The organism is Nonomuraea sp. NPDC050783, assembly GCF_040802095.1.
Taxonomy (GTDB): Bacteria; Actinomycetota; Actinomycetes; order Streptosporangiales; family Streptosporangiaceae; genus Nonomuraea.
Map to the genome: position 1 here is coordinate 1 of NZ_JBFAHK010000023.1, position 21,189 is coordinate 21,189.

Genomic DNA, 21,189 nt, shown 5'->3' on the forward strand with positions numbered 1-21,189 from the left:
TGCCCTTGTAGTGCGCCATGACGCCGTTGATGTGGTCGATCATCGCCTGGCGCAGCGAGCTGCCCGACAGCGCCTGCATCCAGCCCGGCTGCTGGGCGTACCAGGCCAGGGTGTGGCCGCGGACCCGCTTGCCGTTCTGCACGGCCCAGTTGTAGACGCGGTCGCCGCTGGAGAAGTTGAACTGGCCGCGGTTGGGCTCGGTGGCGTCGATCTTCATCTCGTTCTCGGCGGTCACCATGTCGAACTCGCGGGCGGCGATGGTGGTGTAGGCCGAGTCGCCGAGGCGGCCCGCGGCGATGGCGGTGCCGAAGTAGCGGCCGCTCTGCTCGGCGGCGGCGCCCAGGGTGCTGGCGGCCGCGTCGGCGGGCGGCTGTACCACCAGCGCGGTGACCGCGACCAGGACGCCGAGCGCGGCGGCTATGAGGGGTTTGCGGGATCGCTGTATCGGGGGTGGGGGGAAGGCGTTGGTGCCCATGCCTGAGCCTCCATCACATGATCGGTAACGCCGGTGACTCAGTGTGGGAACACTGCCCGAAATGTGTCAAGGATTGCGAAAAACTTTCGGACATCATTACCCGTTACCGGACATGTGAAGAGTGCTTGAGCAGCGTTTTCAGGCTACGGAAAGTTTCGGAAGGCATGTTCGCGCCTTCCGGAGTGATGAAAGTTTCATCCACCCGGTGGTGGCTCGCAGCCTACCGCTGCCGGGCGACACGCCCGGCCGATGATCGGCGGCCTTCGCGGGCCCGTGAGCTACAGTCGTCCGCCATGGCCGAATCCTCCTCCTATCTGACCACGACCGCGGACGCCTACGACGCGGTCGCCGGCCTCTACGCCGACCTCGCCCGCGGCTCCCTCGACCGCCTGCCGCTGGATCGCGCGCTGGTCGCCGTGTTCGCCGAGCTCGTACGGGCCGCCGGTCCCCGCCCCGTCGTCGAGGCCGGCTGCGGCCCCGGGTACATGACGGCGCACCTGCGCGACCTCGGGCTGGACGCCTTCGGCGTGGACCTGTCCCCCGCCCTGCTCGACATCGCCCGCGCCGACTACCCCGACCTGCGTTTCGAGCTCGGCTCGATGGGCGCCCTCGACGTGGCCGACGGCGAGCTGGGCGGCCTGGTCTCGTGGTACTCCATCATCCACGTCCCGCCGCCGGAGCTGCCGCCGTACCTCGCCGAGTTCCGCCGGGTGCTGGCCCCGGGCGGCTACCTCCTGCTCGGTTTCTTCGAGTCGGAGGGCGGCCCGGTACAGGAGTTCGACCACAAGGTCACGACGGCCTACCGCTGGCCGATCGACGAGCTGGCCGACCTGGCGGGCAAGGAAGGGTTCGCCGAGGTGGGACGGATGTTGCGCGAGCCCCTGGAGGACGAGCGGTTCCGCCGCGGCCACCTGCTGATGCGGGCCCTGTAGTGCCCGCGGCTCCCGGTGTAGTGCCCGCGGCTCCCGGTCACCCCGCGGGCCGGACATGCGCGATCATGACGGGCATGGACAGCCGTTTCCTCGGCATCGCCGACCTGGCCGGGACCCCGCCCGTGGCGGTCGTGATCGACGTCATGCGCGCGTTCACCGTGGCCGCCTGGGCCTTCGCCCAGGGAGCGGACAAGATCGTTCTCGCCGAGTCCCTGGACGCGGCCCTGGCGCTCAAGGCCCGCCACCCGGAGTGGGTGGCACTCAAGGACGGCCCGCCCGCGCCCGGCTTCGACCTCGTCAACTCACCCGGCCTGCTGCGCTCCGCGGACCTCGGCGGGCGGACCGTGGTGCAGAAGACCACGGCGGGGACGGTCGGCGCCCTCGCCGTCAAGGACGCGCCACTGGTGTTGTGCGCCGGCTTCGTGGTGGCGGAGGCGACGGCCCGGCTCCTGCGGGCGCGCGGGAGCGACAGCGTCACGTTCGTGGTCACCGGCGAGGGCGGGCGGGCCGAGGAGGACCTGGCGTGCGCCCAGTACATCGCGCGCAGGGCCGCCGGCGCCGGGACGGACGCCACCGAGTTCCTCCGCCGCGCCGCCGCCTCGCGCGCCGCCGCCGAGCTGGCGGAGGGGATGCGCCAGGGCGCCCATCCCGACGACGTGGCGCTCTGCCTCGAACTCGACCGCTTCCCCTTCGCCATGGTGGCGACCCCGGAAGGCTCGCTCATGGTCCTGCGCCCGCACGCGCTGCCTCCCCCTCCCTGACCGCCCCTCCCCTGACCGCCTGACGTTCCTCAGGCGCTCTTCCCTGACGCCCCGGGGCGGACCGCCAGGTCATCGATCTGGAACGCGGGCCCGGGGGCGCTCGCGTTCCACACGAAGGTCCAGTCCACGCGGGTCGTGCCGGCGGGCGCGGTGAACGTGCCGGCCGCCTCGGTCCAGGCGGTCGTCCGGGCCAGGGGGATGGCGTCGGTACGCAGCACCGTGCCGGACTCGTCGCGCCAGCGCACGTTCCACGTGACGGCGGGCATGGTCGCCACGGCCTCCCGGTACCACAGCGACACGTGGTAGCGCGTGCCGGCGACCACCCCGCTGTAGCCGGGGAAGTTGTCGAGCGCCACCGCGCTGCCGGACGCCTGGGCGCTGGTCAGCTGCAGCGAGCCCGTGCCGCCGTGCGCGCCGCCGGTCCGGTGCGCCACGGTGGCGCCGTACCACGGGCTGTACGGCGAGGTCGTCGAGCCGGACTCGAAGTCCTGCTCGGTGATCGCCGGCGGGACGGGCGTGGCGCCGTCGAACGTGCTGCCGGCGTCCTGGCCGTACTGGGGGCCGGCCCACTGCCCTGGCGAGACGCGGGTGCCCATGTCGGTGACCCTGAACTGCCACGGCCCCGTGTAGGTGTTGTCGTGCCAGGAGTTGTTCGACTCGTGGACGATCGACCGCTGGATCACCGCCCCCTTGTACGGGGACCAGTCCGGGTACGTCCCCCAGTTGGACAGCAGGGCCATGTGCCCGCAGTACTGCGTCGGGCAGCCGCCATCGACGGCGCCGGGGTCGAAGGCGAACGTGTTGTGGTGGACGTCGACGTTCTTCGTCCACCAGCGGCAGTCGGTGTAGAGCGGCTGGTCGTTGATGCCGGGAGCCGAGCACTTCGCGGTGTTGGTCGGCCCCACGATCAGCGTGCAGTCGCCGGTCGTCGAGGCCGGGCTGTTGCAGAACCGGTCGGCGTTCGCCCACGCGGTGATCCCGCCCCAGTTGTTCTCCAGCAGGTTGCCGGTGATCTCGATCTTGCTGGTCCGCGCCTTCACCCGGGGCTCGCCGTCGGCCTCGGACAGGTAGATCGCCGACTCGGGGAACGGGTCGCCCTTCGCCGCGCGCTCGGCGCCGGAGGCCCAGGCGTTGCCGCGCAGGGTGTTGTTCCTGATCACGGCGTTGTAGCTGATCTCGTAGAAGATGCCGAGCGACTCGTTGTCCTCGATGAGGTTGTCCTCGATGAGGAAGTCGTTGTTGTTGGTGTCGGCCCAGACGCCCGGCCCGTGGTTGTGGTGCACCCAGTTGCCGGTCACGTCGGCGCCGTTGACGGCCCAGAACTTCATGCCGCCGGTGCAGCCGCAGCCGGGCTTCTGGTGCTCCCAGTCGCCGGTGTTGTTGCCGGTGAACTCGTTGTCCGCCACCACCAAGCCGGTGATGGTGTTGCCGGACTTGTAGGCGTTCAGCCCGTACTGGCCGTTGTCCTTGAGGCAGTTGCCGCGGATGGTGTTGCGGGCCCCGGCCATCAGCGCCGCGCCGTCGTTGTCGCGGATCGTGGTGTGCTCGATGACCCAGCCGTCGCCGGAGTCGTGGTTGACCACGCCCTCGTCATGCGGCGGGACGAACCCGGTGATGGTCAGGTACCGGATCGTGACGCCGCTGGCGTGCTCGCCGAAGGCGTACTTGTTCAGCTTCTTCCCGTCCAGCACCGCGCCGGGCGCGCCGATGAACGTCGCGCCGTCGCCGGGCTTGATCTGGGCGTACTCGCCGGCGTTCAGCGTGTGGGTGCCGGTCTGGAAGTAGTACGTGGTGTTCGCCTGGCTGAAGTTCACCCCACTGTTGTCACCCTCGGGGACGATGACCGCGCCGGCCGGCGGCGTGGCCGGACCGTCCAGCGCCGAACTGCCACAGACCGCCGCTTTCGCCACGGCCTTCGCCCCGGCACCCGCCGCCGGACCGGTCGCCCGATCGCCCGCGTCACCACTCGCCGGCACCGCGCCACCCATGACCACCGTGGCGATGACCGCTAAGGCCGCCGGCCAAGTTCTCCGCATCCCTGCTCTCCTTCAGGTCTGACCATGCCTTGACACGCTCTGACCGCACTTGACCATCGGCCGCCGCCACTGTAGCCAGAACCCGCACCCAACCTCAAGATCGAATGTCGGCCGCTCCTGGAGCAACGTCGCAATTGATCATCATCGCGCCGGGTGGCCCGGGTTCGGGTCCCGGCCCCGCATGAAGGCGGGTCGGCGTAGTGGCAGCACGCCCCGTGGCCTGGCCGATCACCTGGCGTCGGCCCGCGGCACGATGACCCGCGCCCATGCGGTGAGCTTGTCCACAAGCTTGAGGACGAACTCGCGGCCGCACGCGAAGAACGGCAACACCACGAAGGCCGGAGTCATGAGAACAATGGTCGCGGCCAGCGGCAGGACCAGCAGTGCACACAGCGCTACGCGCTGCCAGGTGGCGTTTGTCGAGATCATGACCCGCTCCCCGCTTGCCCGTTCAAGTGTTACCAGTGTCCGACCGGTAGACCACTTGCCAGTTACTTGCCCATGACGTGCTGAAACGCACCCATATTCAGTAGACCAATCGGGCTGAGAAGGAGGTGCGCCGATCCTGCCGGCTCCATCGCGCTCACCTCCGACGCCGTGGTGAAGGCTCCGAAGCTTCCGGCAGCACCACTTCCAGAAACGGAAAAGGGCCCGACCCGCTTTGCGGATCAAGCCCTCTACCTGGTCGAACTCTGTCGGGGTGGCGGGATTTGAACCCACGACCTCTTCGTCCCGAACGAAGCGCGCTGCCAAGCTGCGCTACACCCCGGTGCACGCCCCGCTTGGTGCGTACCTGGAAAAGTCTAGCGGACTCCCAAGGTGGTTGTGACCGTCTTTAGGGGCGGCGCGGGACGAGGGTGAGGAGGGAGGCCTCCGGGAAGCAGGCGAAGCGGGCCGGCGCGTACGGTGAGGTGCCGAGGCCGGCCGAGACGTGCAGCCAGGCGCCGTCGTGGCGGCTCAGGCCCTTCACCCGGGCCCGGTCGATGCCGCAGTTGGTGACCAGGGCGCCGTAGAAGGGGACGCAGAGCTGGCCGCCGTGCGTGTGGCCGGCCAGCAGGAGCTGGTAGCCGTCGGCGGCGAAGAGGCTCATGTTGCGGGGCTCGGGGGAGTGCATGACGCCCAGGCGGAGGTCGGCCTCGGACGGGGCCGGGCCGGCGACCAGGTCGTAGCGGTCGCGGGAGATGTGGGAGTCGTGGATGCCGGCCACCGCCACGTCGAGGTCGCCGACCTTGACGCGGGCCGTGGTGTTGTTCATGTCGAGCCAGCCCTCGGCGGCCATGCCGGCGCCCAGCTCCTCCCAGGGGAGGTTGGGGACGTGCTGGCGGCGCTCGTTCTTGGAGGTGCGCCAGAGGTAGCGGGCCGGGTTCTTGGGCTGGGGCGCGTACAGGTCGTTGGAGCCGTAGACGAACAGGCCGGGACGGGTCAGCAGGGGCTCCAGGGCGTGCAGGAGCGACGGGACGGCGTCCGGGTGGGCGATGGAGTCGCCGGTGTTGACCACGAGGTCGGGCTTGAGCGTGCCCAGCGAGCGCACCCACGTGATGAGCATCGAGCGGCGCGGCGTCAGGTGCAGGTCCGACAGGTGGAGGATGCGCACCGGGCGCTGCCCGCGCTCCAGGACGGGCACGTCGAAGCGGCGCAGCCGGAACCAGTTGCGCTCGACCACGGAGGCGTAACCCAGCCCGGCCACGCCGAGACCGAGCATGGACAGGGGCACTGCGACGGCTTTCCTCACCCATTCATGATGCCCGACATCCGGCACGAGGTGTCCCCGCAGGCGGCAAGATGGAGCGCATGAGCGCATTGAAGGAGAAGCTGAAGGCCGACCTCACGGCCTCGATGAAGAGCCGGGACGAGGTCCGTCTCCGGACGATCCGGATGGCACTGGCCGCGATCAACGTCGAGGAGGTCTCGGGCAAGGAGGCCAGGGAGCTGTCCGACGACGAGGTCCTCAAGGTGCTGGCGAAGGAGGCCAAGAAGCGGAAGGAGGCGGCCGAGGCGTTCGGCAACGCCGGGCGGGCCGAGCAGGCCCAGGCCGAGCTGGACGAGCAGGCGGTGCTGGAGGAGTACCTGCCGGCCCAGCTCTCCGACGAGGAGCTGGCCGAGCTGGTGGACGCCGCCATCGCGGAGACCGGCGCGTCAGGGCCGCAGGCCATGGGGCAGGTCATGAAGGCCGTCAACCCGCGCGTGGCGGGGCGGGCCGAGGGCGGCCGGGTGGCCGCCACGGTGCGCGCCCGGCTCGCGGCGTCCTCCTAGAACCACCGGGGCCCCGCGTGGCGGGGCCCGGGGCGGCTCAGTTGCCGCCGAAGCCCGGCACGACGATCGGGCCGGCGATCGGGCCGGCGGCGCCGCCGCGTCCCCGGCCGTCGCCGGGCCCGCCGCGCCAGCCGCGGTCCCCGCCGTCCGGCGGGTCGAAGATGTCGAACGGATCCCGGTCGCCGCGCGGCCACTCGTCGGACTTCTTCTTCTTGGGCTTGGGCGCGCAGTGGTCGGTGCAGCCGCCGAAGCGCGAGCGGTCGACCGGCGTGAAGTCGACCGCCTCGATGCCCTTCAGCGCCGAGAGCATGGAGTCCTTCCAGATCCGGCCGGAGATCGTCGCGCCGTACACGTACGAGTAGTAGCGCCCGCCGATGGTGACCCCGATCAGCTCGTGGTCGGCGGCCCCTCGCGGGTCGCCCAGCGAGACGGCGGAGGCCAGGTTGGGGGTGTAGCCGGCGAACCAGGCCGACATGTAGTTGTCGGTGGTGCCGGTCTTGCCGGCCGCGTCGCGCCCGATGCCGCCGACCTCCGTCATCGTGCCCTTGGTGAACACCCCGGACAGGATGCCGCTGACCGCGTCGGCGACCTCCTCCTCCAGCACCTGGGAGCACTTCGGCTTGTACTGCTTGGCCTTGCCGTCGCGGTCCTTGATCTCGGTGATGGCGAGGGGCTTGCAGTACTTGCCGCGCGAGGCGAACACCGCGTACGAGCTGGCGATCGTCACCGGGTCGACCTCGTTGACGCCCAGCGTGAACGTCTCCACCTCCGACAGCTTGTTGCCGTCGGCCCGCTTGACGCCCAGCTTCTTGGCCATCTTGACCACGTCGCAGAGCCCGACCTGCTGCTCCAGCCGCAGGAAGAAGGTGTTGACCGAGCCCCAGGTGCCGGTCTCCAGGGTCTTGAAGCCGCCGCCGCCCTCGCTGGAGTTCATGACGGTGTGCGAGGGGTCGCCGACGCCCTCGCCCTTGCAGTTCTTGAACGTGCCGTAGCCACTGGCCTTGTAGCCGGCGGGGGCGGGGAAGCCGTCGCCGTACTTCAGGCCCTCCTCCAGGGCGGTGGCCAGCGTGTAGACCTTGGCCGTCGAGCCCTGCTGGAACCCGCGGCCGCCGCCGTGCGCGGCGTCGGCCACGATGTTGTAGCTCATCTCGTTCTTCTTCTTGCTCCCGCCGAACTTCCGCGAGGCGGCCAGGGCCTTGATCTCGCCGGTGCCGGGGACGACCATGGCCTGCGCGGCCACGGGCTTGTCCTTGGTGGAGACGTACTTCTTGATCGCCTTCTCGGCGGCCTTCTGCATCTTGGTGTCGAGCGTGGTCTTGACCGTCAGGCCGCCCCGCTGCAACAGCTTCCTGCGCTCCTCGGGGTTCTTGCCGAACTCCTCGTTGCCGAGGATCTCGTACTGGACGTAGAGGCAGAAGTACGGGTAGTCGCTCTCCTCGCAGCCGCCGGGGAACTCGACGTCCTTGTAGCCGAGCTTCTTCTCCTTGGCCTCGGCGGCCTGCTGCGGCGTGATCTTGCCGATCTCGGCCATGCGGTCGAGGACGGTGTTGCGCCGCAGCAGCAGCTGCTCCCGGGACTCGGGGCCGACGTTGGGGTCGGTCCTGGCGGGGTTCTGGACGGCGCCGGCCAGCGTGGCGGCCTCGGCCAGGTCGAGCTTGGAGGCGGGCTTGTCGAAGAAGCGCCTGGCCGCGGCCTGGATGCCGTGGGCGCCGGCGCCGAAGTAGGCGATGTTGAGGTATTTCTCCAGGATCTGGTCCTTGGTGTACTTCTTCTCGATCGCCATCGCGTAGCGCAGCTCGGCCAGCTTGCGGGAGACCGTGGTCTCGATGGCCGCCGCGCGCTCCTCGTCGGTCTCGGCCTTGTTGAGCAGCACCTGCTTGACGTACTGCTGGGTGATGGAGGAGCCACCCTGCGTCACGCCGCCGTTGGAGAGATTCTTGACGAGCGCTCTGGCCGTTCCCTCCACATCGATCGGTCCGTGCTGGTAGAAACGGAAGTCCTCGATCGCGATCAGCGCTTCCCGCATGATGGGGGCGACCTGGTCGAGGCGCACCGACTGGCGGTTCTCGTAGTAGAAGAGCGCGATCTGCTTGCCGTCGGCGTCGACGATCTTGGTGCGTTCGGGAAGGGGCGGCTCGTCCAGCTCCTCGGGCTGGAGGTTGAGCCCTTCCAGCGCGCTCTTGGTCGACATCCCGGCTCCGCCGACCGCGGGCAGGGCCACGGCGGCCGCGAGCACCCCGGCCGCGGTCGCCGCGATGATCAGTCGCACGACGGCCAGGACGGGGTTGGAGCGATCTTTGCGCTGCGCTTGCACGGTACCAAGGGTACGTCGAAAGGCTGACCGAATCGGTAGCCGCGCCACATTTCACCTTGACTGGCGCGGGTGACTAGTCATTCCCGGTCAACACCGGCGCGAGAATTTGGTCCTCTGGGGTCTGTCGGCCCGAACGTCTCGTTGCGTACGTTCTCCTCTGCGGCAACTGAATACGGAGGCTCGGCGCCCGCGCCCGTCGGCCCCAAATGACGACTGACCACCTAAGGGGAGTGGGGTCGAAGATGTGGATCACGGATTGGACCTCCCGTGCCGCCTGTAAAGGTGCGGATCCGGATGCCCTGTTCGTGCAGGGCGCCGCGCAGAACAGGGCGAAGCTCATCTGCCGGGGTTGCCCGGTCCGTACCGAATGCCTCGCCGATGCGCTGGACAACCGCATCGAGTTCGGGGTGTGGGGCGGGATGACCGAACGGGAACGACGCGCGCTGCTGCGGCGGCGTCCCGACGTTGACTCGTGGCGAGAGCTGCTCGAGTCGGCGAAGGAAGAGTACGAGCGTACGAACGAGCTGATCGCGGGCTGACAGGGCCCGGCGAGCCGAGAGCGTGAGCACGGCCGGCGCCGTCCGCCGGCCGTGCTTCCATGAGCCCTTCCGAGAGGCCGCTACGCGCTCGCCAGCAGCTCCCCGATCTGCCGCAGACCGGCCAGATCGTGGACGTCCTCGGACATGGCGCGAACCTTCGCCACCGGCACCGTGGGATGTGCCGTGACGAAGTGCTCCCGCTCGCGGTTCTCGCGGGCGGCGAGCTGCATCCGACCGGCGTGCAGCCGCAGCACGGCGGCGGTCAGCTCGTGCTCGCCCCTGGACTCCAGGTCCTCCGCCGCGGCGGTGCTCCGCGCCGCCGAGAGCGCGGCGGCGGGGGACGTGTGCACCCGGTTGACCACCAGGCCGGCCAGGGGCATGCGCTCGTCGGCCAGCCGCTCCACGAAGTAGGACGCCTCACGCATCGCATCACGCTCCGGCGCGGCCACCACCAGGAAGGCGGTGCCCGGGGCCTGCAGCAGCCGGTAGGTCATCTCGGCCCGCTGCCGGAAGCCGCCGAAGACGGCGTCGAGCGCGGAGACGAACGTCTGCAGGTCCTTGATGACCTGGGCGCCGAGCAGCTTGGTCATGGCTCCGGCCATCAGCCCGAACCCGGCGTTGAGCAGCTTGAACGCGCTGCGCCCCCCGGCCTTGGCCGGTGCGGTCAGCAGCCGGATGAACCGGCCGTCCAGGAACCGCCCGAGCCGCTCGGGCGCGTCCAGGAAGTCGAGTGCCGAGCGCGACGGCGGGGTGTCGACCACGATGAGGTCCCACTCGTCGGAGCGGCGGAGCTGGCCCAGCTTCTCCATCGCCATGTACTCCTGCGTGCCGGAGAAGCTGGAGGACAGCGACTGGTAGAAGGGGTTCGACAGGATCTGCCGGGCCCGCTCGGGGTCGGCGTGCGCCTCGATGATCTCGTCGAAGGTGCGCTTCATGTCGAGCATCATGGCGAACAACTGCCCGCCGCCCGCCGACTCCTGGACCAGGCGCGGGGTGTTGTCCAGCTCGCTGAGCCCCATCGACTGCGCCAGCCGCCGCGCGGGGTCCACGGTCAGCACGACCGCGCACCGGCCGCGCTCGGCGGCCCGCAGCCCGAGGGCGGCGGCGGTCGTGGTCTTGCCCACGCCGCCCGCGCCGCAGCAGACGATGATCCGGGTGCCGCGGTCGTCGAGGATCGCGTCGATGTCCAGCCTGGCGGGCTCTTTCACGCTGCTCCCTGGGTGCGGATGCTCTCGGCCAGCTCATAGAGGCCGGCCAGGTCGACGCCGTCGGCCAGCAGCGGCAGCTCGAAGCTGGGCAGGCCGGCGGCGGCCAGCGACTCGCGCTCGGCGCTCTCCAGCGCGGTACGGCGGGCGTGCTCGACGATCTCCTCGGCCAGCGCCTCGGCCAGCGCGTTCGCCTCGGCACCGTCGGCGACCCCGGCGGCCTTGAGCCCGAGGACCAGCTCGCCGGCGTCGAAGCGGCCCTTGACAGCCGTGTCAAGAGCGGCCTGGGGGAGCTGGGATTCGCGCACCATGTTGACGAAGATTCCGCCGGGCGGAAGCCCCGCCGAGCGCAATTCGGTAATGCCGTCGAGGGTTTCCTGGACGGGCATCTCCTCCAACAAAGTCACGAAATGTACCGCTGTTTCCGGACTTTTCACGACGCTGCTGACCAGCTCGGAGTGGTTCTTGATCGGGCCCACCCTGGCCAGCCCGGCGACCTCCTGGGTGACGTTGAGGAAGCGCGTGATGCGGCCGGTGGGCGGCGCGTCCAGCACGACCGCGTCGTAGACCCGGCGGCCGTTCTTGTTGCGCCTGCGCACGGCCTCGGTGGTCTTGCCGGTGACCAGCACGTCGCGGAAGCCGGGGGCGATGGTGGTGGCGAAGTCGACCAGGCCCATCTTGCTCAGGGCGCGGCCGGCCCGGCGCATGCCGTAGAACATCTCCAGGTACTCCAGCATGGCGGCTTCGGGGTCGATCGCCAGCGCGTACACGTCCCCGCCGGAGGGCGCCACGGCGATGCGGCGCTCCTCGTACGGCAGCGGCGGCAGGTCGAAGATCTGGGCCAGGCCCTGCCTGCCCTCCACCTCGACGAGCAGCACCTTCTTGCCGCCGGAGGCCAGGGCGAGGGCGAGGGCGGCGGCGACGGTCGTCTTGCCCGTGCCGCCCTTCCCGGTGACGACGTGCAGCCGCACGTCCGCCCAATCGGTGTGCGGAGAGTCCACCATTCGAGGCTACCGAACGGTCACTTGTCGAAAGCCGGTGACCACCCTTTGAGATTGCTCACACTACTCTGGCCCTCATGAAGAAATGGGAGTACCTCACCGCCCCCGTGCTCATCCACAACACCAAGATGATCCTGGACAACTTCGGCGCCGACGGCTGGGAGCTGGTCCAGATCGTGCAGGGGGCCTCGCCGGAGCAGCTCGTCGCCTACTTCAAGCGGGAGAAGCCGTGACCCCCGAGGAGAAGCTGAGCGAGCTGGGGCTGACGCTGCCCGAGGTCGCCAAGCCGGTGGCGGCGTACGTGCCGGCCGTGCGGACGGGCGACCTCGTCTACACCTCCGGCCAGGTGCCGGTGGTCGAGGGCAAGCTGGCGGCCACCGGCAAGCTGGGCGCCGAGCTGACCGTCGAGCAGGGCTACGAGATGGCCCGCATCTGCGCGCTCAACGCCCTGGCGGCGCTGAAGGCCGAGGTGGGCGACCTGACGAAGGTCGTACGCATCGTCAAGGTCGTCGTCTTCGTGGCCAGCGACCCGTCCTTCACCGACCACCCCAAGGTCGGCAACGGCGCCAGCGAGCTGCTGGGCGAGGTCCTGGGCGAGGCGGGCAGGCACGCCCGCAGCGCGGTGGGCGTGGCGGCGCTGCCGCTGGACGCGCCGGTCGAGGTGGAGCTGATCGCCGAGGTCGGCTGAGAGGCAATATGTCACCATGACCGAGTGATGTTCTACTAGGAGGTCATGTGACCGGATTGCCGCTCCCAGCCGAGCTCGCCGCACGGGCCAGGGACCTCATCGCCGGCCGGATCGAGCCGGTGACCCCGCGGGACGCCGCCACGGTGGCGATCCTGCGGGACGGCCCCGCCGGGCCGGAGGTCTACCTGCTGCGGCGCAAGGCCACCATGGCCTTCGCGGCCGGCGCGTACGTCTTCCCCGGCGGCTCGGTGGACGCCCGCGACACCGACCAGGCCGTCGCGTGGGCCGGGCCGTCGCCCGCCGAGTGGGGCGCCACCTTCCACGCCGGCGAACGGCTCGCCCGCGGGCTGGTGTGCGCGGCCGTACGCGAGACGTTCGAGGAGTCCGGGGTGCTGCTGGCCGGCCCCGACGCCGGCTCCGTGGCGGCCGACACCACCGGCGACGACTGGGAGGCCGACCGGCTCGCGCTGATCGGCCGCAGCCTCGCCCTCGCCGGCTTCCTGGCCCGGCGCGGGCTGGTGCTCCGCTCCGACCTGCTCAAGCCCTGGGCCCACTGGATCACGCCGGAGATCGAGCCGCGGCGCTTCGACACCCGCTTCTTCGTCGCCGTGCTGCCCGCGGGCCAGCGCACCCGCGACGTGGGCGGCGAGGCCGACCACGTGGCCTGGACGCGGCCGGCCGAGGCCGTCGAGCGGGCGCACCGGGGCGAGATCTTCCTCATGCCGCCGACCTACCGCACCCTGAGCGAGCTGGCGGCCTACGGGAGCGTGGCCGAGGTGCTGGCCGCGCACCGCGACATCGTGACGATCCTGCCGAGAGCCGTGGAGGTCGAGGGCGAGATGCGACTGGTGAACACATGAGCGGCCTGCACATCCCGATCGACACCCCCGACGGCTCCCGCACGGAGCACGCCGTGAACGTCCTGGCCCCCAACCCGGGGATCATGACGCTCGACGGCACCAACACGTGGGTCATCGGCGCCGGCGAGGAGGTGATCGTCGTCGATCCGGGCCCGGACGACCCCGCCCACCTGCACCGCGTACGCGACCATCTCGACGGCCGCCACGTCACGCAGATCCTGCTGACCCACGGCCACTTCGACCACAGCGGCGGCGCCCGGAGCTTCGCGGCCCTGGTGAACGCCCCCGTCCGCGCCCTGGACCCGCGTCACCGGCTCGGCGAGGAGGGGCTGGCCGACGGCGACGTGCTGACCGTGGACGGCCTGGAGCTGCACGTGTACGGCACGCCGGGCCACTCGTTCGACTCGTTGTGCTTCTGGCTGCCGAGCGACCACGCGATGCTGACCGGCGACACCGTGCTCGGCCGCGGCACCACGATCGTCGCCGGCGACGGCGGCCTGGCCGACTACCTGCGCAGCCTGGACCGGCTCCGGGCGGCGGCCGAGAGCCTGGAGGCGCGGGCGCTGCTGCCGGGCCACGGCCCGGTGCTGCCCGACCCGATCGGGGCGCTCGACGGCTATCTCGCGCACCGGCGCGAGCGGCTGGACCAGATCAGGGCGGCGCAGGCGCAGGGCGCGCGCACGCCGCGCGAGATCGTCCGGATCGTCTACGCCGACGTGGACCGCTCGCTCTGGGCCGCCGCCGAGATGTCGGTGCGCGCCCAGCTCGACTACCTGGAGCGGTTGTAGAGCCGGTCCATGTCGAGGATCACCACGGCCTTGGCCTCGATGCGCAGCCAGCCGCGCTGGGCGAAGTCGGCCAGCGCCTTGTTGACCGTCTCGCGGGAGGCGCCGACGAGCTGGGCCAGCTCTTCCTGGGTGAGGTCGTGGTGGACGCGCAGGCCGTCGTCGGTGCGGGTGCCGAACCGCTCGGCCAGGTCGAGCAGCTGCTTGGCCACCCGTCCAGGCACGTCGGTGAAGACCAGGTCGGCCAGCACGTCGTTGGTGCGCCGCAGGCGCTGCGCGAGCGCGCGCAGCAGGTGCAGGGCCACCTCGGGCCGGCCGGTGAGCCAGGGCCGCAGGTCGTCGTGGCCGAGGCCGGCCAGCCGTACCTCGGTCAGCGCCGTCGCCGTGGCCGTGCGCGGGCGCGGGTCGAACAGCGACAACTCGCCGAACATCTCGCTCGGGCCCAGCACGCTCAGAAGGTTCTCCCGGCCGTCGGGGGACGTGCGCGACAGCTTGATCTTGCCTTCGAGCACGACGTAGAGCCGGTCGCCGGTCTCGTTCTCGTGGAAGAGCGTCTGCCCCTTGGAGAGCTGGACCTCGGTGATGCTCGTCCGCAGCGCCGCGGCGCTCTCACGGTCGAGCGCGGCGAACAGGGGGGCCTTGCCCAGCACATCGTCGGTGTTCACTCTGCCTCCTCTGCTGCCATTGTGACTCACCCCACTCAAGGCGGCACACACAGGTTATGGGAATGCCGGAGTGTTCTGGCTCGTCCGGGTATGTCGAGCCCAGGGGAAAGGTACCGGAAGCGCCGGACAGCCAGGTGAGCAGGTCAGGCAGGGGGGAAGGGGCTCAGCAGGCGAGCAGGTCGTCCACGCCGGCCACGGCGGCCGCGACGGACTGGCCGAGCAGGACGCGCAGCAGGTCCGCGGCGCGCGGGCGGGCCTCGTGGTCGGGGCGGCGGCACTGCGCGACCGCGAGGCGCAACGCGGGCGGCAGGACCGCGGGGTCGCCGTCCCGGGCGCCGGTCGCGGCGAAGACCACCAGGTCCGCCCAGGCGCGTACGTCGTCGGCCACCGCGCCCTCGTACGCCGCCGCCGAGGGCCGCCAGCCGATGAACACCTGGCCCCGCGCGCCGAGCGCCACGCTCTCCCGGCTGAGCCGCAGCCCCGCCATGCCGCGCGCGTGCAGCCGGGCCATCGTCGCCGCGCAGGCCAGCGCGAGCCGTTGCAGCGCCGCGCCGCGCAGCGGCCCCGAGGTCCGTACGAACTCCGCCACCGTCGCGCCCTGACCACCCATGGTCGTCCCTCCTTCGTCGCCCGTTGTACGACCCGAGGCCCGCCCCCGGTTCAACCGCGTCCCTGGCCCAACCACGGGCGGAACCTTCTACTCTTGCGGTCATGGCGACGAAAGCGGCGGCGGGGCGCAAGCCGGAGACCCAGCTCGCACTCGTGCGGCGGGCGCGCAAGATGAACCGCATCCTGGCGGAGACGTACCCGGACGCCCACTGCGAGCTCGACTTCCGCAACCCGCTGGAGCTGCTGGTCGCCACCATCCTGTCCGCGCAGTGCACCGACAAGCGCGTCAACATGGTCACTCCCGTCCTCTTCGCGAAATATCCGACGGTCGAGGACTACGCCGCCGCCGACCGGACGGAGATGGAGGAGATCATCCGCCCGACCGGCTTCTTCCGCGCCAAGACCAACAGCATCATCGGCATGGCCCAGGCCGTGTGCGAGCGCTACGGCGGCGAGGTGCCGGCCCGGCTGAAGGACCTGGTCACGCTGCCCGGCGTGGGCCGCAAGACCGCCAACGTGGTGCTCGGCAACGCCTTCGACGTCCCAGGGCTCACCGTGGACACCCACTTCCAGCGCCTGGTGCACCGCTTCGGCTGGACCGAGGAGACCGACCCGGTCAAGATCGAGTACGTGGTCGCCGAGCTGATCCCCCGCCGCGAGTGGACGATCTTCTCGCACCGGGTGATCTGGCACGGCCGCCGCATCTGCCACGCCCGCCGCCCGGCCTGCGGTGTCTGCCCGCTGGCGGCGCTGTGCCCCTCGTTCGGCACCGGGCCCACCTCCGAGGCCGAGGCCGCCAAGCTCGTCAGGCCCGGCCCGTTCTCCTGAGTGACGGGAAGCGCGGGAGGGCCCGGCGTGTTGGAGGAGGCGTGAGCGAAGTCCCCGATTGGCTGGTCCGTCTGGCGGAGCGGGCCCAGCGGCTCAGCGTGCCCCCCTCCATGCGGCCTCCCGACGGGCGCGGCCGGCTCGCGGCGGTGCTGATGTTGTTCGGCGAGGGGCCGCTCGGTCCCGACGTGCTGCTCATCCAGCGCAGCACGCGCGGGCGCAGGCACGCCGGGCAGCCCGCCTTCCCCGGCGGCGGCGTGGACCCCGAGGACGACGGCCCGGTCGAGGCGGCGCTGCGCGAGGCCGAGGAGGAGACCGGCGCCGACCCGCGCGGCGTGCAGGTGCTGTGCGCGCTGCCGGAGCTCTACCTCAGCCACAGCGACAACCGCGTCACGCCCGTCGTCGCCTGGTGGCGGGAGCCGTCGGCGGTGCACGCGGCCTCGCCCGACGAGGTGGACTCCGTCGAGCGGGTGCCGATCGCCGAGCTGGTCGATCCGGCCAACCGGGTCACGCTGCGGCTGCCCGGCGGCGCGCAGGGCCCGGCGTTCCGGGTGCGGGGGATGCTCGTGTGGGGGTTCACCGCGATGGTGCTGGACTCGGTGCTGCGCGCGGGCGGGCTCGACCGGCCGTGGGACTCCTCTCGGGTGGAGGAGATACCGCCGGACGTCCTCGCGTCCCGCTGACCAGCGGCCCCAGCGGAGGGATCAGCGGCCCGACCAGAGGGAGACCCCGAGCGCGGCCCAGCCGGCCACGTCGGCGTCGCTGTCGCGGGCCAGCGTACGCAGCGCGGCCAGCCCGGACGGGTCCGGCGGGTCGCCGAGCACGTGCTGCAACGCGTACGCGGCGCCGTACCTGACCCGGGCGTCCCGGTGCGCGGCCAGGTCGATCACCGACGGCAGCGAGCGCGGATCGGCCAGGTGGCCGAAGGCGATGAGCACCGAGTAGAGCACCATGGCGTCGTCCTCGCTGGCCGCCAGGTAGCGCAGCACCGGCAGTGTGCGGTCCGCGAACGGCCGCAGCATGCCCATGATGTCCACCCCGAGCAGGCGCTCGGCGACGGTGTCCGCGGCGCAGAGCCGGCGGGCCTCGATGAACGACTCCAGGTCCCCGCGCTGGCGCAGCACGGAGATCACGTGCCAGCGCAGCGGGCCGTCGGGGTCGTCGTCGCGCAGGGCTGCCTCGATGAGATCGCGAACTGTTCCCTCGACCGGCGGCATAGCGCCCAAGGTAGCCAGCGGGGTGACGCCGTCCTGGTGCAAGACGTGCACGCTTGACCATATCCCTGGCTACCTTTGAAGCGTGCGCGGTGATCTGCTTGACCTCATTCTGATCGGCCTCGTGATCGCCTTCGGCGTCTCGGGATACCGGCAGGGCTTCATCATCGGGGCGATGAGCTTCGTGGGGTTCGTCGGCGGTGCCGTGCTGGGCGTCTTCATCGCGCCGCCCGTCTCCAGGGCCGTGGTCGACGGCGACACGCCGCAGGCGCTGCTCGCGATCGTGATCGTGTTCCTGTCCGCCACGATCGGGCAGTTCGCCTCCTCGACCATCGGCGCCGTGGTGCGCAGCCACGTCACCTGGGAGCCGGCGAAGGTGGCCGACGCGGTGGGCGGCACGTTCGCCAGCGCGCTGTCGGTGCTGGTCATCGCCTGGGTGATCGGGTCGCTGATCGTCTCCACGTCCTTCTCCCCGCTGGTCGACCAGGTCAAGAGCTCGGCGCTGCTGACCACCGTCGACGACGCGATCCCGCAGGCCGCGCGCAACTGGCAGGCGCCGTTCAAGAGGTTCATCGACCGCTCGGAGTTCCCGCCGGTCTTCGACGCCATCGGCGCGGGCCAGCTCATCGACGTGCCGCCGCCCGACCAGAGCGTGCTGCAGGGCGACCGGCTCGGCCGCGCCCGCCGGGCCATCGTCAAGGTGCAGGGCGACGCCCAGAGTTGCAACAAGCACATCGAGGGCACCGGCTTCGTCTACGCCCCCGGCCGCATCATGACCAACGCGCACGTGGTCGCCGGCGTGACCCGCGACCTGGAGATCATCGACTACAACAACGTCCGGCACGAGGCCGTGGTCGTGCGCTACAACCCGCGCCGCGACATCGCCATCCTGTACGTGCCCGGCCTCGACCTGCCCCAGCTCACCTTCGACGGCGAGGCCTCCCGCGGCGACAACGCGATCATCGCCGGCTTCCCCAAGAGCAAGGGCTTCACCGCCGAGCCGGCCAGGATCGGCGGCAAGATCGACGCCGAGGGCCCCGACATCTACCGGGACACCACGGTCGTCCGCAAGGTCTACCAGATCCGCGGCGTGGTCCTGCCCGGCAACTCCGGCGGCCCGCTGCTGACCGTGGACGGCCGCGTGTTCGGCGTGATCTTCGCCGCGGCCGTCAACGAGAAGGAGGTCGGCTACGTGCTGACGGCCGATGAGGTCGCCCCCGACGCCTCGCTCGGCCGTACCGACACCTCGCCGGCCAGCACCCGGCAGTGCGACTGACTCGCTGACCCGCCGGTCCGGGTGTCACGTCATTCCCGGGCACGGTCGGGCTGGGCGCAGTCGGGCTGGGCGCGGTCGAGCTGGGCGCGGTCGAGCTGGGCGCGGAACCAGTCGAGGGCGAAGCGATGCGAGGCGATGCCGTAGTCGAGGGTCGCGCGCTGGTAGGTGACGAGGTCGCGGTGCCGCTCCGGGATGTCCAGCGTGTCCAGGTGCGCGTCGAGGGCCGAGAGCGTGGCGAGGTCGGCCTCGATGCGGGTCATGATGCGGTGGAGCACCGGCGCGCGTTCGCCCGGCTCCAGGAGGCCGAGGAAGTAGAGCCTGGACAGGGCCGCGGTCTCCAGGTCGGGACCGGCCGGGGCCTGGGTCATCCACGTGCGGAACTCCTCCCGCCCGGCGTCGGTCAGGCGGTACACCTTGCGCCCCCTGCCCCCGGCCTCGACGCTCGCGACCTCGATGAGCTCGCGCGCGAGCAGGGTGTCCAGGGCGCGCCGAGCTGCCCGGCATGATCGAGTCCAGCAACGACCTGTGCAGCACCACCGCCGACCTGCTCACCTTCCAGCGGGCGCTGCTCGCCGGTCAGCTCTTCGACGACCCCCGCACGCTCGGGTTGCTCACCGAGCGGCGCAACCGCCTGCGCAACATCCCCGTCCTCCGGTACGGCCTGGGCACCATGTTCTTCACCCTCGCCCGGTACATGGCGGCGGGACGCGGCCCGGTCACGCTCGTCGGCCATTCGGGCGTCACCGGGACGTGGCTCTTCTCCTGCCCCGAGCTCGACCTCCACCTGACCGGCACGGTCGACCAGACCAAGGGACAGGCCGTGCCGTTCCGGTTGATGGCGCGCTTGGTGCACGTCTGGCGGACCACGTCGTAAGGACGGACGCTAGCGGGGCAGCTTCTCCAGGATCAGCGCGACGGCCTCCTCGGGGTCGCTGTCCTGGCTCAGGCCGGAGGCGGCCTTGCCGACCGCGTCGTACGCGCCGCCGTACGCCTGCGCCCTGGCCGCGCCGCGCGCGAACAACGTCAGCGCGCCGCGGCCGTTGCCGCGCTGGAGGTGGGTGAGCCCGACGCAGATCTGCGCCAGGCCCTGCCACAGCTCGCGCTCCTCCTCGGGGGCGCACTTCCAGCGGCCCTCGAACACCTCGTGCGCGTTGAACGGCAGCCCCTCGGCCAGGAACCGCCGCCCGTCGGCGAGGGCCTGCTCGCTGGTGGGCGCGTAGTCGTCGGGGACCCTGGGCACGCCGGGGGAGCCGTAGGGGAGCGGGCGGCCGTACGCGTCACGCGGCCGGGCGTTGCGCGGCCTGCCCTCGGGGTCGCGATCTCTCATCTCGTCTCAAGCTCTCTCAGCGGTCGGGCTCGGGGTCGGCCAGCCAGCCCAGCAGCTCGGTGTCGAACACGTCGGGGATCTCCTCGTGGGGGAAGTGGCCGGCGCCGTCGAACAGCCGCCACCGGTAGGGGGCGGCGACGTACCGGCTCGACCCCTGGGCCGTGCGCGGCAGCACCCGCGGGTCGAGCGCGCCGTGCAGGTGCAGGGTGGGGACCTCCACCTCGGTACGCATGGCGCGGGCGAAGCGCCGGCCGTCCGGCCGGAACTGGGAGCGGCCGAACCAGCGGTGGTACTCCAGCGCGCAGTGGGCCACGGTCGGGATGCGGAACGCCTCGCGGTAGACGCGCGCGTCCTCGGCCTCCGGCCAGCCGGGCCGGGACCACTCGCGCAGGTAGCGGCCGACCAGCGCGCCGTCCTTGCGGGTCAGCCGGTGTTCGGGCAGCAGCGGCACCTGGAAGCCCAGCGCCTGCCTGCTGGCCTTGAACTGCCCCAGCGGATCGGTGAGCAGCGCCCCGCGCATCCGCAGGGGGTGCGGGGCGGACACGGCCACCAGCCGGCGCACGCACTTGGGGTCGAGCACGGCCATCGTCCAGGCCAGCAGCCCGCCCCAGTCGTGCCCGACCACGATCGCGCCGCTCTCGCCCAGCGCGCGGATCAGCCCGGCCGCGTCGGCGGCCAGCGTGGGCAGGTCGTAGCCGCGCGGCGGCTTGTCGCTGCCGCCGTAGCCGCGCAGGTCGGCCGCGACCGCCCGGTAGCCCGCCTTGGACAGCGAGGCGAGCTGGTGCCGCCAGGTCCACCAGAACTGCGGGAACCCGTGCAGCAGCAGGACCAGCGGGCCCTCCCCGGCCTCCACCACGTGGAAGCGGGTGCCGCCCGCGTGCACCGCCCGGTGCGTCCAGGGGCCCTGGATCTGGACGACCGACTCGTCAGGTGACATCACGGGTCACCGGCTCGGGGGTGGCCGGATCGCGGGTCACCGGCAGGCCGTCGGGGCTCGCGGTGGCGGCGGGCAGCCCAGGGCCCTCGTCGGGGGTGGCGATCTCCTTGAGGCCCTTGATCGACCTGGCGGTGCGCTTCATGCCCTGCAGGCCCTTGAGCCGCCGGATCCCGACGAACACCAGCAGACCCGCCACCAGCAGGTAGAACACGGTCACGATGAGGAAGGCCGCCCACGTGGGCAACCACTGGGCCAGCACGTAGGCGATGGTGAACGAGGCGAGGATCAGGCACAGGTGCGCCATGAAGGCGGCGGCGGCGAACAGGCCGCCGGCCATGCCCACCCTCTTGGCGTCGAACCTGAACTCGGCCTTGGCCAGCTCGATCTCCGAGCGGACCAGGGTCGAGATCTGGCTGCTCGCCTGGGCGACCAGGGAGCCCAGGGATTCTTCCTCGGGAGTCTGCGGCATGAACGTCTCCTATCGAGG

General features: G+C 71.3%; 26 protein-coding genes and 1 tRNA gene. 12 read left to right on the forward strand and 15 right to left on the reverse strand.

The genetic code is table 11. The annotated features are described in order from the left end of the window. Positions 1–475: endo-1,4-beta-xylanase (locus tag AB0H75_RS40465; RefSeq protein ID WP_367805440.1), on the reverse strand; the 475-nt coding region annotated here is incomplete at its 3' end. Positions 476–768: 293 nt separating this feature from the next. Here AB0H75_RS40465 and AB0H75_RS40470 point away from each other — a divergent pair. Beyond that, the gene (locus AB0H75_RS40470) at positions 769–1,407 is read left to right on the forward strand and encodes a class I SAM-dependent methyltransferase (RefSeq protein WP_367805442.1); all 639 of its coding nucleotides are present in this window, start codon (positions 769–771) and stop codon (positions 1,405–1,407) included. A 74-nt stretch (positions 1,408–1,481) separates the two neighbouring features. Next, a complete protein-coding gene (locus tag AB0H75_RS40475) occupies positions 1,482–2,168 on the forward strand; it encodes a 2-phosphosulfolactate phosphatase (protein ID WP_367805444.1) in 687 nt (228 codons plus the stop codon). Between the two features lie 29 nt (positions 2,169–2,197). Here AB0H75_RS40475 and AB0H75_RS40480 read toward each other — a convergent pair whose 3' ends face one another. The 4 genes from AB0H75_RS40480 to AB0H75_RS40495 all read right to left on the reverse strand — a co-directional run bounded on the left by AB0H75_RS40480 (position 2,198) and on the right by AB0H75_RS40495 (position 5,906). Continuing rightward, on the reverse strand, positions 2,198–4,204 hold the full coding sequence (locus AB0H75_RS40480) for a right-handed parallel beta-helix repeat-containing protein (protein ID WP_367805446.1): 2,007 nt from the start codon (positions 4,202–4,204) through the stop codon (positions 2,198–2,200). 228 nt (positions 4,205–4,432) lie between these two features. Next, positions 4,433–4,633, reverse strand: coding sequence for a hypothetical protein (locus AB0H75_RS40485; RefSeq protein ID WP_367805448.1), 201 nt, complete (start codon positions 4,631–4,633; stop codon positions 4,433–4,435). Positions 4,634–4,899: 266 nt separating this feature from the next. Beyond that, a tRNA-Pro gene (locus AB0H75_RS40490) sits at positions 4,900–4,973 on the reverse strand. A 66-nt stretch (positions 4,974–5,039) separates the two neighbouring features. Further along, a complete protein-coding gene (locus AB0H75_RS40495) occupies positions 5,040–5,906 on the reverse strand; it encodes a metallophosphoesterase (RefSeq protein ID WP_367805716.1) in 867 nt (288 codons plus the stop codon). Positions 5,907–5,995: 89 nt separating this feature from the next. Here AB0H75_RS40495 and AB0H75_RS40500 point away from each other — a divergent pair, with 89 nt between their 5' ends. After that, complete coding sequence (locus AB0H75_RS40500) at positions 5,996–6,457, forward strand: GatB/YqeY domain-containing protein (RefSeq protein ID WP_367805450.1); 462 nt, start codon at positions 5,996–5,998, stop codon at positions 6,455–6,457. A 37-nt stretch (positions 6,458–6,494) separates the two neighbouring features. Here the strand turns inward: AB0H75_RS40500 and AB0H75_RS40505 are convergent, their stop codons facing one another. Then, the gene (locus AB0H75_RS40505; RefSeq protein ID WP_367805452.1) at positions 6,495–8,771 is read right to left on the reverse strand and encodes a transglycosylase domain-containing protein; all 2,277 of its coding nucleotides are present in this window, start codon (positions 8,769–8,771) and stop codon (positions 6,495–6,497) included. A gap of 242 nt (positions 8,772–9,013) precedes the next feature. Between AB0H75_RS40505 and AB0H75_RS40510 the strand changes: the two genes are divergently transcribed. After that, on the forward strand, positions 9,014–9,310 hold the full coding sequence (locus tag AB0H75_RS40510) for a WhiB family transcriptional regulator (protein WP_020542548.1): 297 nt from the start codon (positions 9,014–9,016) through the stop codon (positions 9,308–9,310). An 80-nt stretch (positions 9,311–9,390) separates the two neighbouring features. Here AB0H75_RS40510 and AB0H75_RS40515 read toward each other — a convergent pair whose 3' ends face one another. Together AB0H75_RS40515 and AB0H75_RS40520 are read right to left on the reverse strand one after the other, a co-directional pair. Continuing rightward, positions 9,391–10,518 (reverse strand): ArsA family ATPase, encoded by a 1,128-nt coding sequence (locus AB0H75_RS40515; RefSeq protein WP_367805455.1) that lies wholly within the window; start codon positions 10,516–10,518, stop codon positions 9,391–9,393. Next, entirely contained in the window at positions 10,515–11,516 is a 1,002-nt protein-coding gene (locus AB0H75_RS40520) for an ArsA-related P-loop ATPase (RefSeq protein WP_367805457.1), read from the reverse strand. Before AB0H75_RS40520 ends, AB0H75_RS40515 begins: the two co-directional genes overlap by 4 nt. 77 nt (positions 11,517–11,593) lie before the next feature. Between AB0H75_RS40520 and AB0H75_RS40525 the strand changes: the two genes are divergently transcribed. Genes AB0H75_RS40525 through AB0H75_RS40540 form a run of 4 tightly spaced genes read left to right on the forward strand, consistent with a single transcriptional unit; the run spans position 11,594 to position 13,852 of the window. Further along, positions 11,594–11,749 carry a hypothetical protein gene (locus AB0H75_RS40525; RefSeq protein WP_193318817.1) on the forward strand — a complete coding sequence of 52 codons (156 nt, stop codon included), beginning with the start codon at positions 11,594–11,596 and terminating at the stop codon, positions 11,747–11,749. Beyond that, positions 11,746–12,204, forward strand: a complete 459-nt coding sequence (locus tag AB0H75_RS40530; RefSeq protein ID WP_367805460.1) for a RidA family protein — start codon at positions 11,746–11,748, stop codon at positions 12,202–12,204. Before AB0H75_RS40525 ends, AB0H75_RS40530 begins: the two co-directional genes overlap by 4 nt. Before the next feature lie 56 nt (positions 12,205–12,260). Further along, positions 12,261–13,064, forward strand: a complete 804-nt coding sequence (locus AB0H75_RS40535; RefSeq protein ID WP_367805718.1) for an NUDIX hydrolase — start codon at positions 12,261–12,263, stop codon at positions 13,062–13,064. Next, positions 13,061–13,852: an MBL fold metallo-hydrolase gene (locus tag AB0H75_RS40540; RefSeq protein ID WP_367805462.1), complete on the forward strand. Its 792-nt coding sequence runs from the start codon at positions 13,061–13,063 to the stop codon at positions 13,850–13,852. The genes AB0H75_RS40535 and AB0H75_RS40540 overlap by 4 nt, the downstream gene beginning before the upstream one ends. On the opposite strand, the gene AB0H75_RS40545 is transcribed toward AB0H75_RS40540, so the two are convergent. Continuing rightward, positions 13,834–14,514 carry a Crp/Fnr family transcriptional regulator gene (locus tag AB0H75_RS40545; protein WP_367805464.1) on the reverse strand — a complete coding sequence of 227 codons (681 nt, stop codon included), beginning with the start codon at positions 14,512–14,514 and terminating at the stop codon, positions 13,834–13,836. The genes AB0H75_RS40540 and AB0H75_RS40545 overlap by 19 nt on opposite strands. A 163-nt stretch (positions 14,515–14,677) precedes the next feature. Continuing rightward, positions 14,678–15,124 carry a hypothetical protein gene (locus AB0H75_RS40550; RefSeq protein WP_367805466.1) on the reverse strand — a complete coding sequence of 149 codons (447 nt, stop codon included), beginning with the start codon at positions 15,122–15,124 and terminating at the stop codon, positions 14,678–14,680. A 101-nt stretch (positions 15,125–15,225) separates the two neighbouring features. Between AB0H75_RS40550 and nth the strand changes: the two genes are divergently transcribed. Both nth and AB0H75_RS40560 read left to right on the forward strand, forming a co-directional pair. Continuing rightward, positions 15,226–15,951, forward strand: a complete 726-nt coding sequence (gene nth / locus AB0H75_RS40555; RefSeq protein ID WP_367805468.1) for an endonuclease III — start codon at positions 15,226–15,228, stop codon at positions 15,949–15,951. A 41-nt stretch (positions 15,952–15,992) separates the two neighbouring features. After that, positions 15,993–16,631 carry a CoA pyrophosphatase gene (locus tag AB0H75_RS40560; RefSeq protein WP_367805470.1) on the forward strand — a complete coding sequence of 213 codons (639 nt, stop codon included), beginning with the start codon at positions 15,993–15,995 and terminating at the stop codon, positions 16,629–16,631. Between the two features lie 21 nt (positions 16,632–16,652). Here the strand turns inward: AB0H75_RS40560 and AB0H75_RS40565 are convergent, their stop codons facing one another. Further along, positions 16,653–17,165: a HEAT repeat domain-containing protein gene (locus AB0H75_RS40565; RefSeq protein WP_367805472.1), complete on the reverse strand. Its 513-nt coding sequence runs from the start codon at positions 17,163–17,165 to the stop codon at positions 16,653–16,655. Between the two features lie 82 nt (positions 17,166–17,247). Between AB0H75_RS40565 and AB0H75_RS40570 the strand changes: the two genes are divergently transcribed. After that, complete coding sequence (locus AB0H75_RS40570; RefSeq protein ID WP_367805474.1) at positions 17,248–18,438, forward strand: MarP family serine protease; 1,191 nt, start codon at positions 17,248–17,250, stop codon at positions 18,436–18,438. 29 nt (positions 18,439–18,467) lie between these two features. Here the strand turns inward: AB0H75_RS40570 and AB0H75_RS40575 are convergent, their stop codons facing one another. Further along, positions 18,468–18,851: a hypothetical protein gene (locus AB0H75_RS40575; protein WP_367805476.1), complete on the reverse strand. Its 384-nt coding sequence runs from the start codon at positions 18,849–18,851 to the stop codon at positions 18,468–18,470. Between the two features lie 89 nt (positions 18,852–18,940). On the opposite strand from AB0H75_RS40575, the gene AB0H75_RS40580 reads away from it, so the two are divergent. Then, positions 18,941–19,312, forward strand: a complete 372-nt coding sequence (locus tag AB0H75_RS40580) for a hypothetical protein (RefSeq protein ID WP_367805478.1) — start codon at positions 18,941–18,943, stop codon at positions 19,310–19,312. A gap of 9 nt (positions 19,313–19,321) precedes the next feature. On the opposite strand, the gene AB0H75_RS40585 is transcribed toward AB0H75_RS40580, so the two are convergent. Genes AB0H75_RS40585 through AB0H75_RS40595 form a run of 3 tightly spaced genes read right to left on the reverse strand, consistent with a single transcriptional unit; the run spans position 19,322 to position 21,171 of the window. Beyond that, the gene (locus tag AB0H75_RS40585) at positions 19,322–19,765 is read right to left on the reverse strand and encodes a DUF309 domain-containing protein (protein WP_367805480.1); all 444 of its coding nucleotides are present in this window, start codon (positions 19,763–19,765) and stop codon (positions 19,322–19,324) included. A 16-nt stretch (positions 19,766–19,781) separates the two neighbouring features. Then, a complete protein-coding gene (locus AB0H75_RS40590) occupies positions 19,782–20,702 on the reverse strand; it encodes an alpha/beta fold hydrolase (protein ID WP_367805482.1) in 921 nt (306 codons plus the stop codon). Next, positions 20,692–21,171 carry a phage holin family protein gene (locus AB0H75_RS40595; RefSeq protein WP_367805484.1) on the reverse strand — a complete coding sequence of 160 codons (480 nt, stop codon included), beginning with the start codon at positions 21,169–21,171 and terminating at the stop codon, positions 20,692–20,694. The genes AB0H75_RS40590 and AB0H75_RS40595 overlap by 11 nt, the downstream gene beginning before the upstream one ends. Positions 21,172–21,189 lie beyond the last annotated feature (18 nt).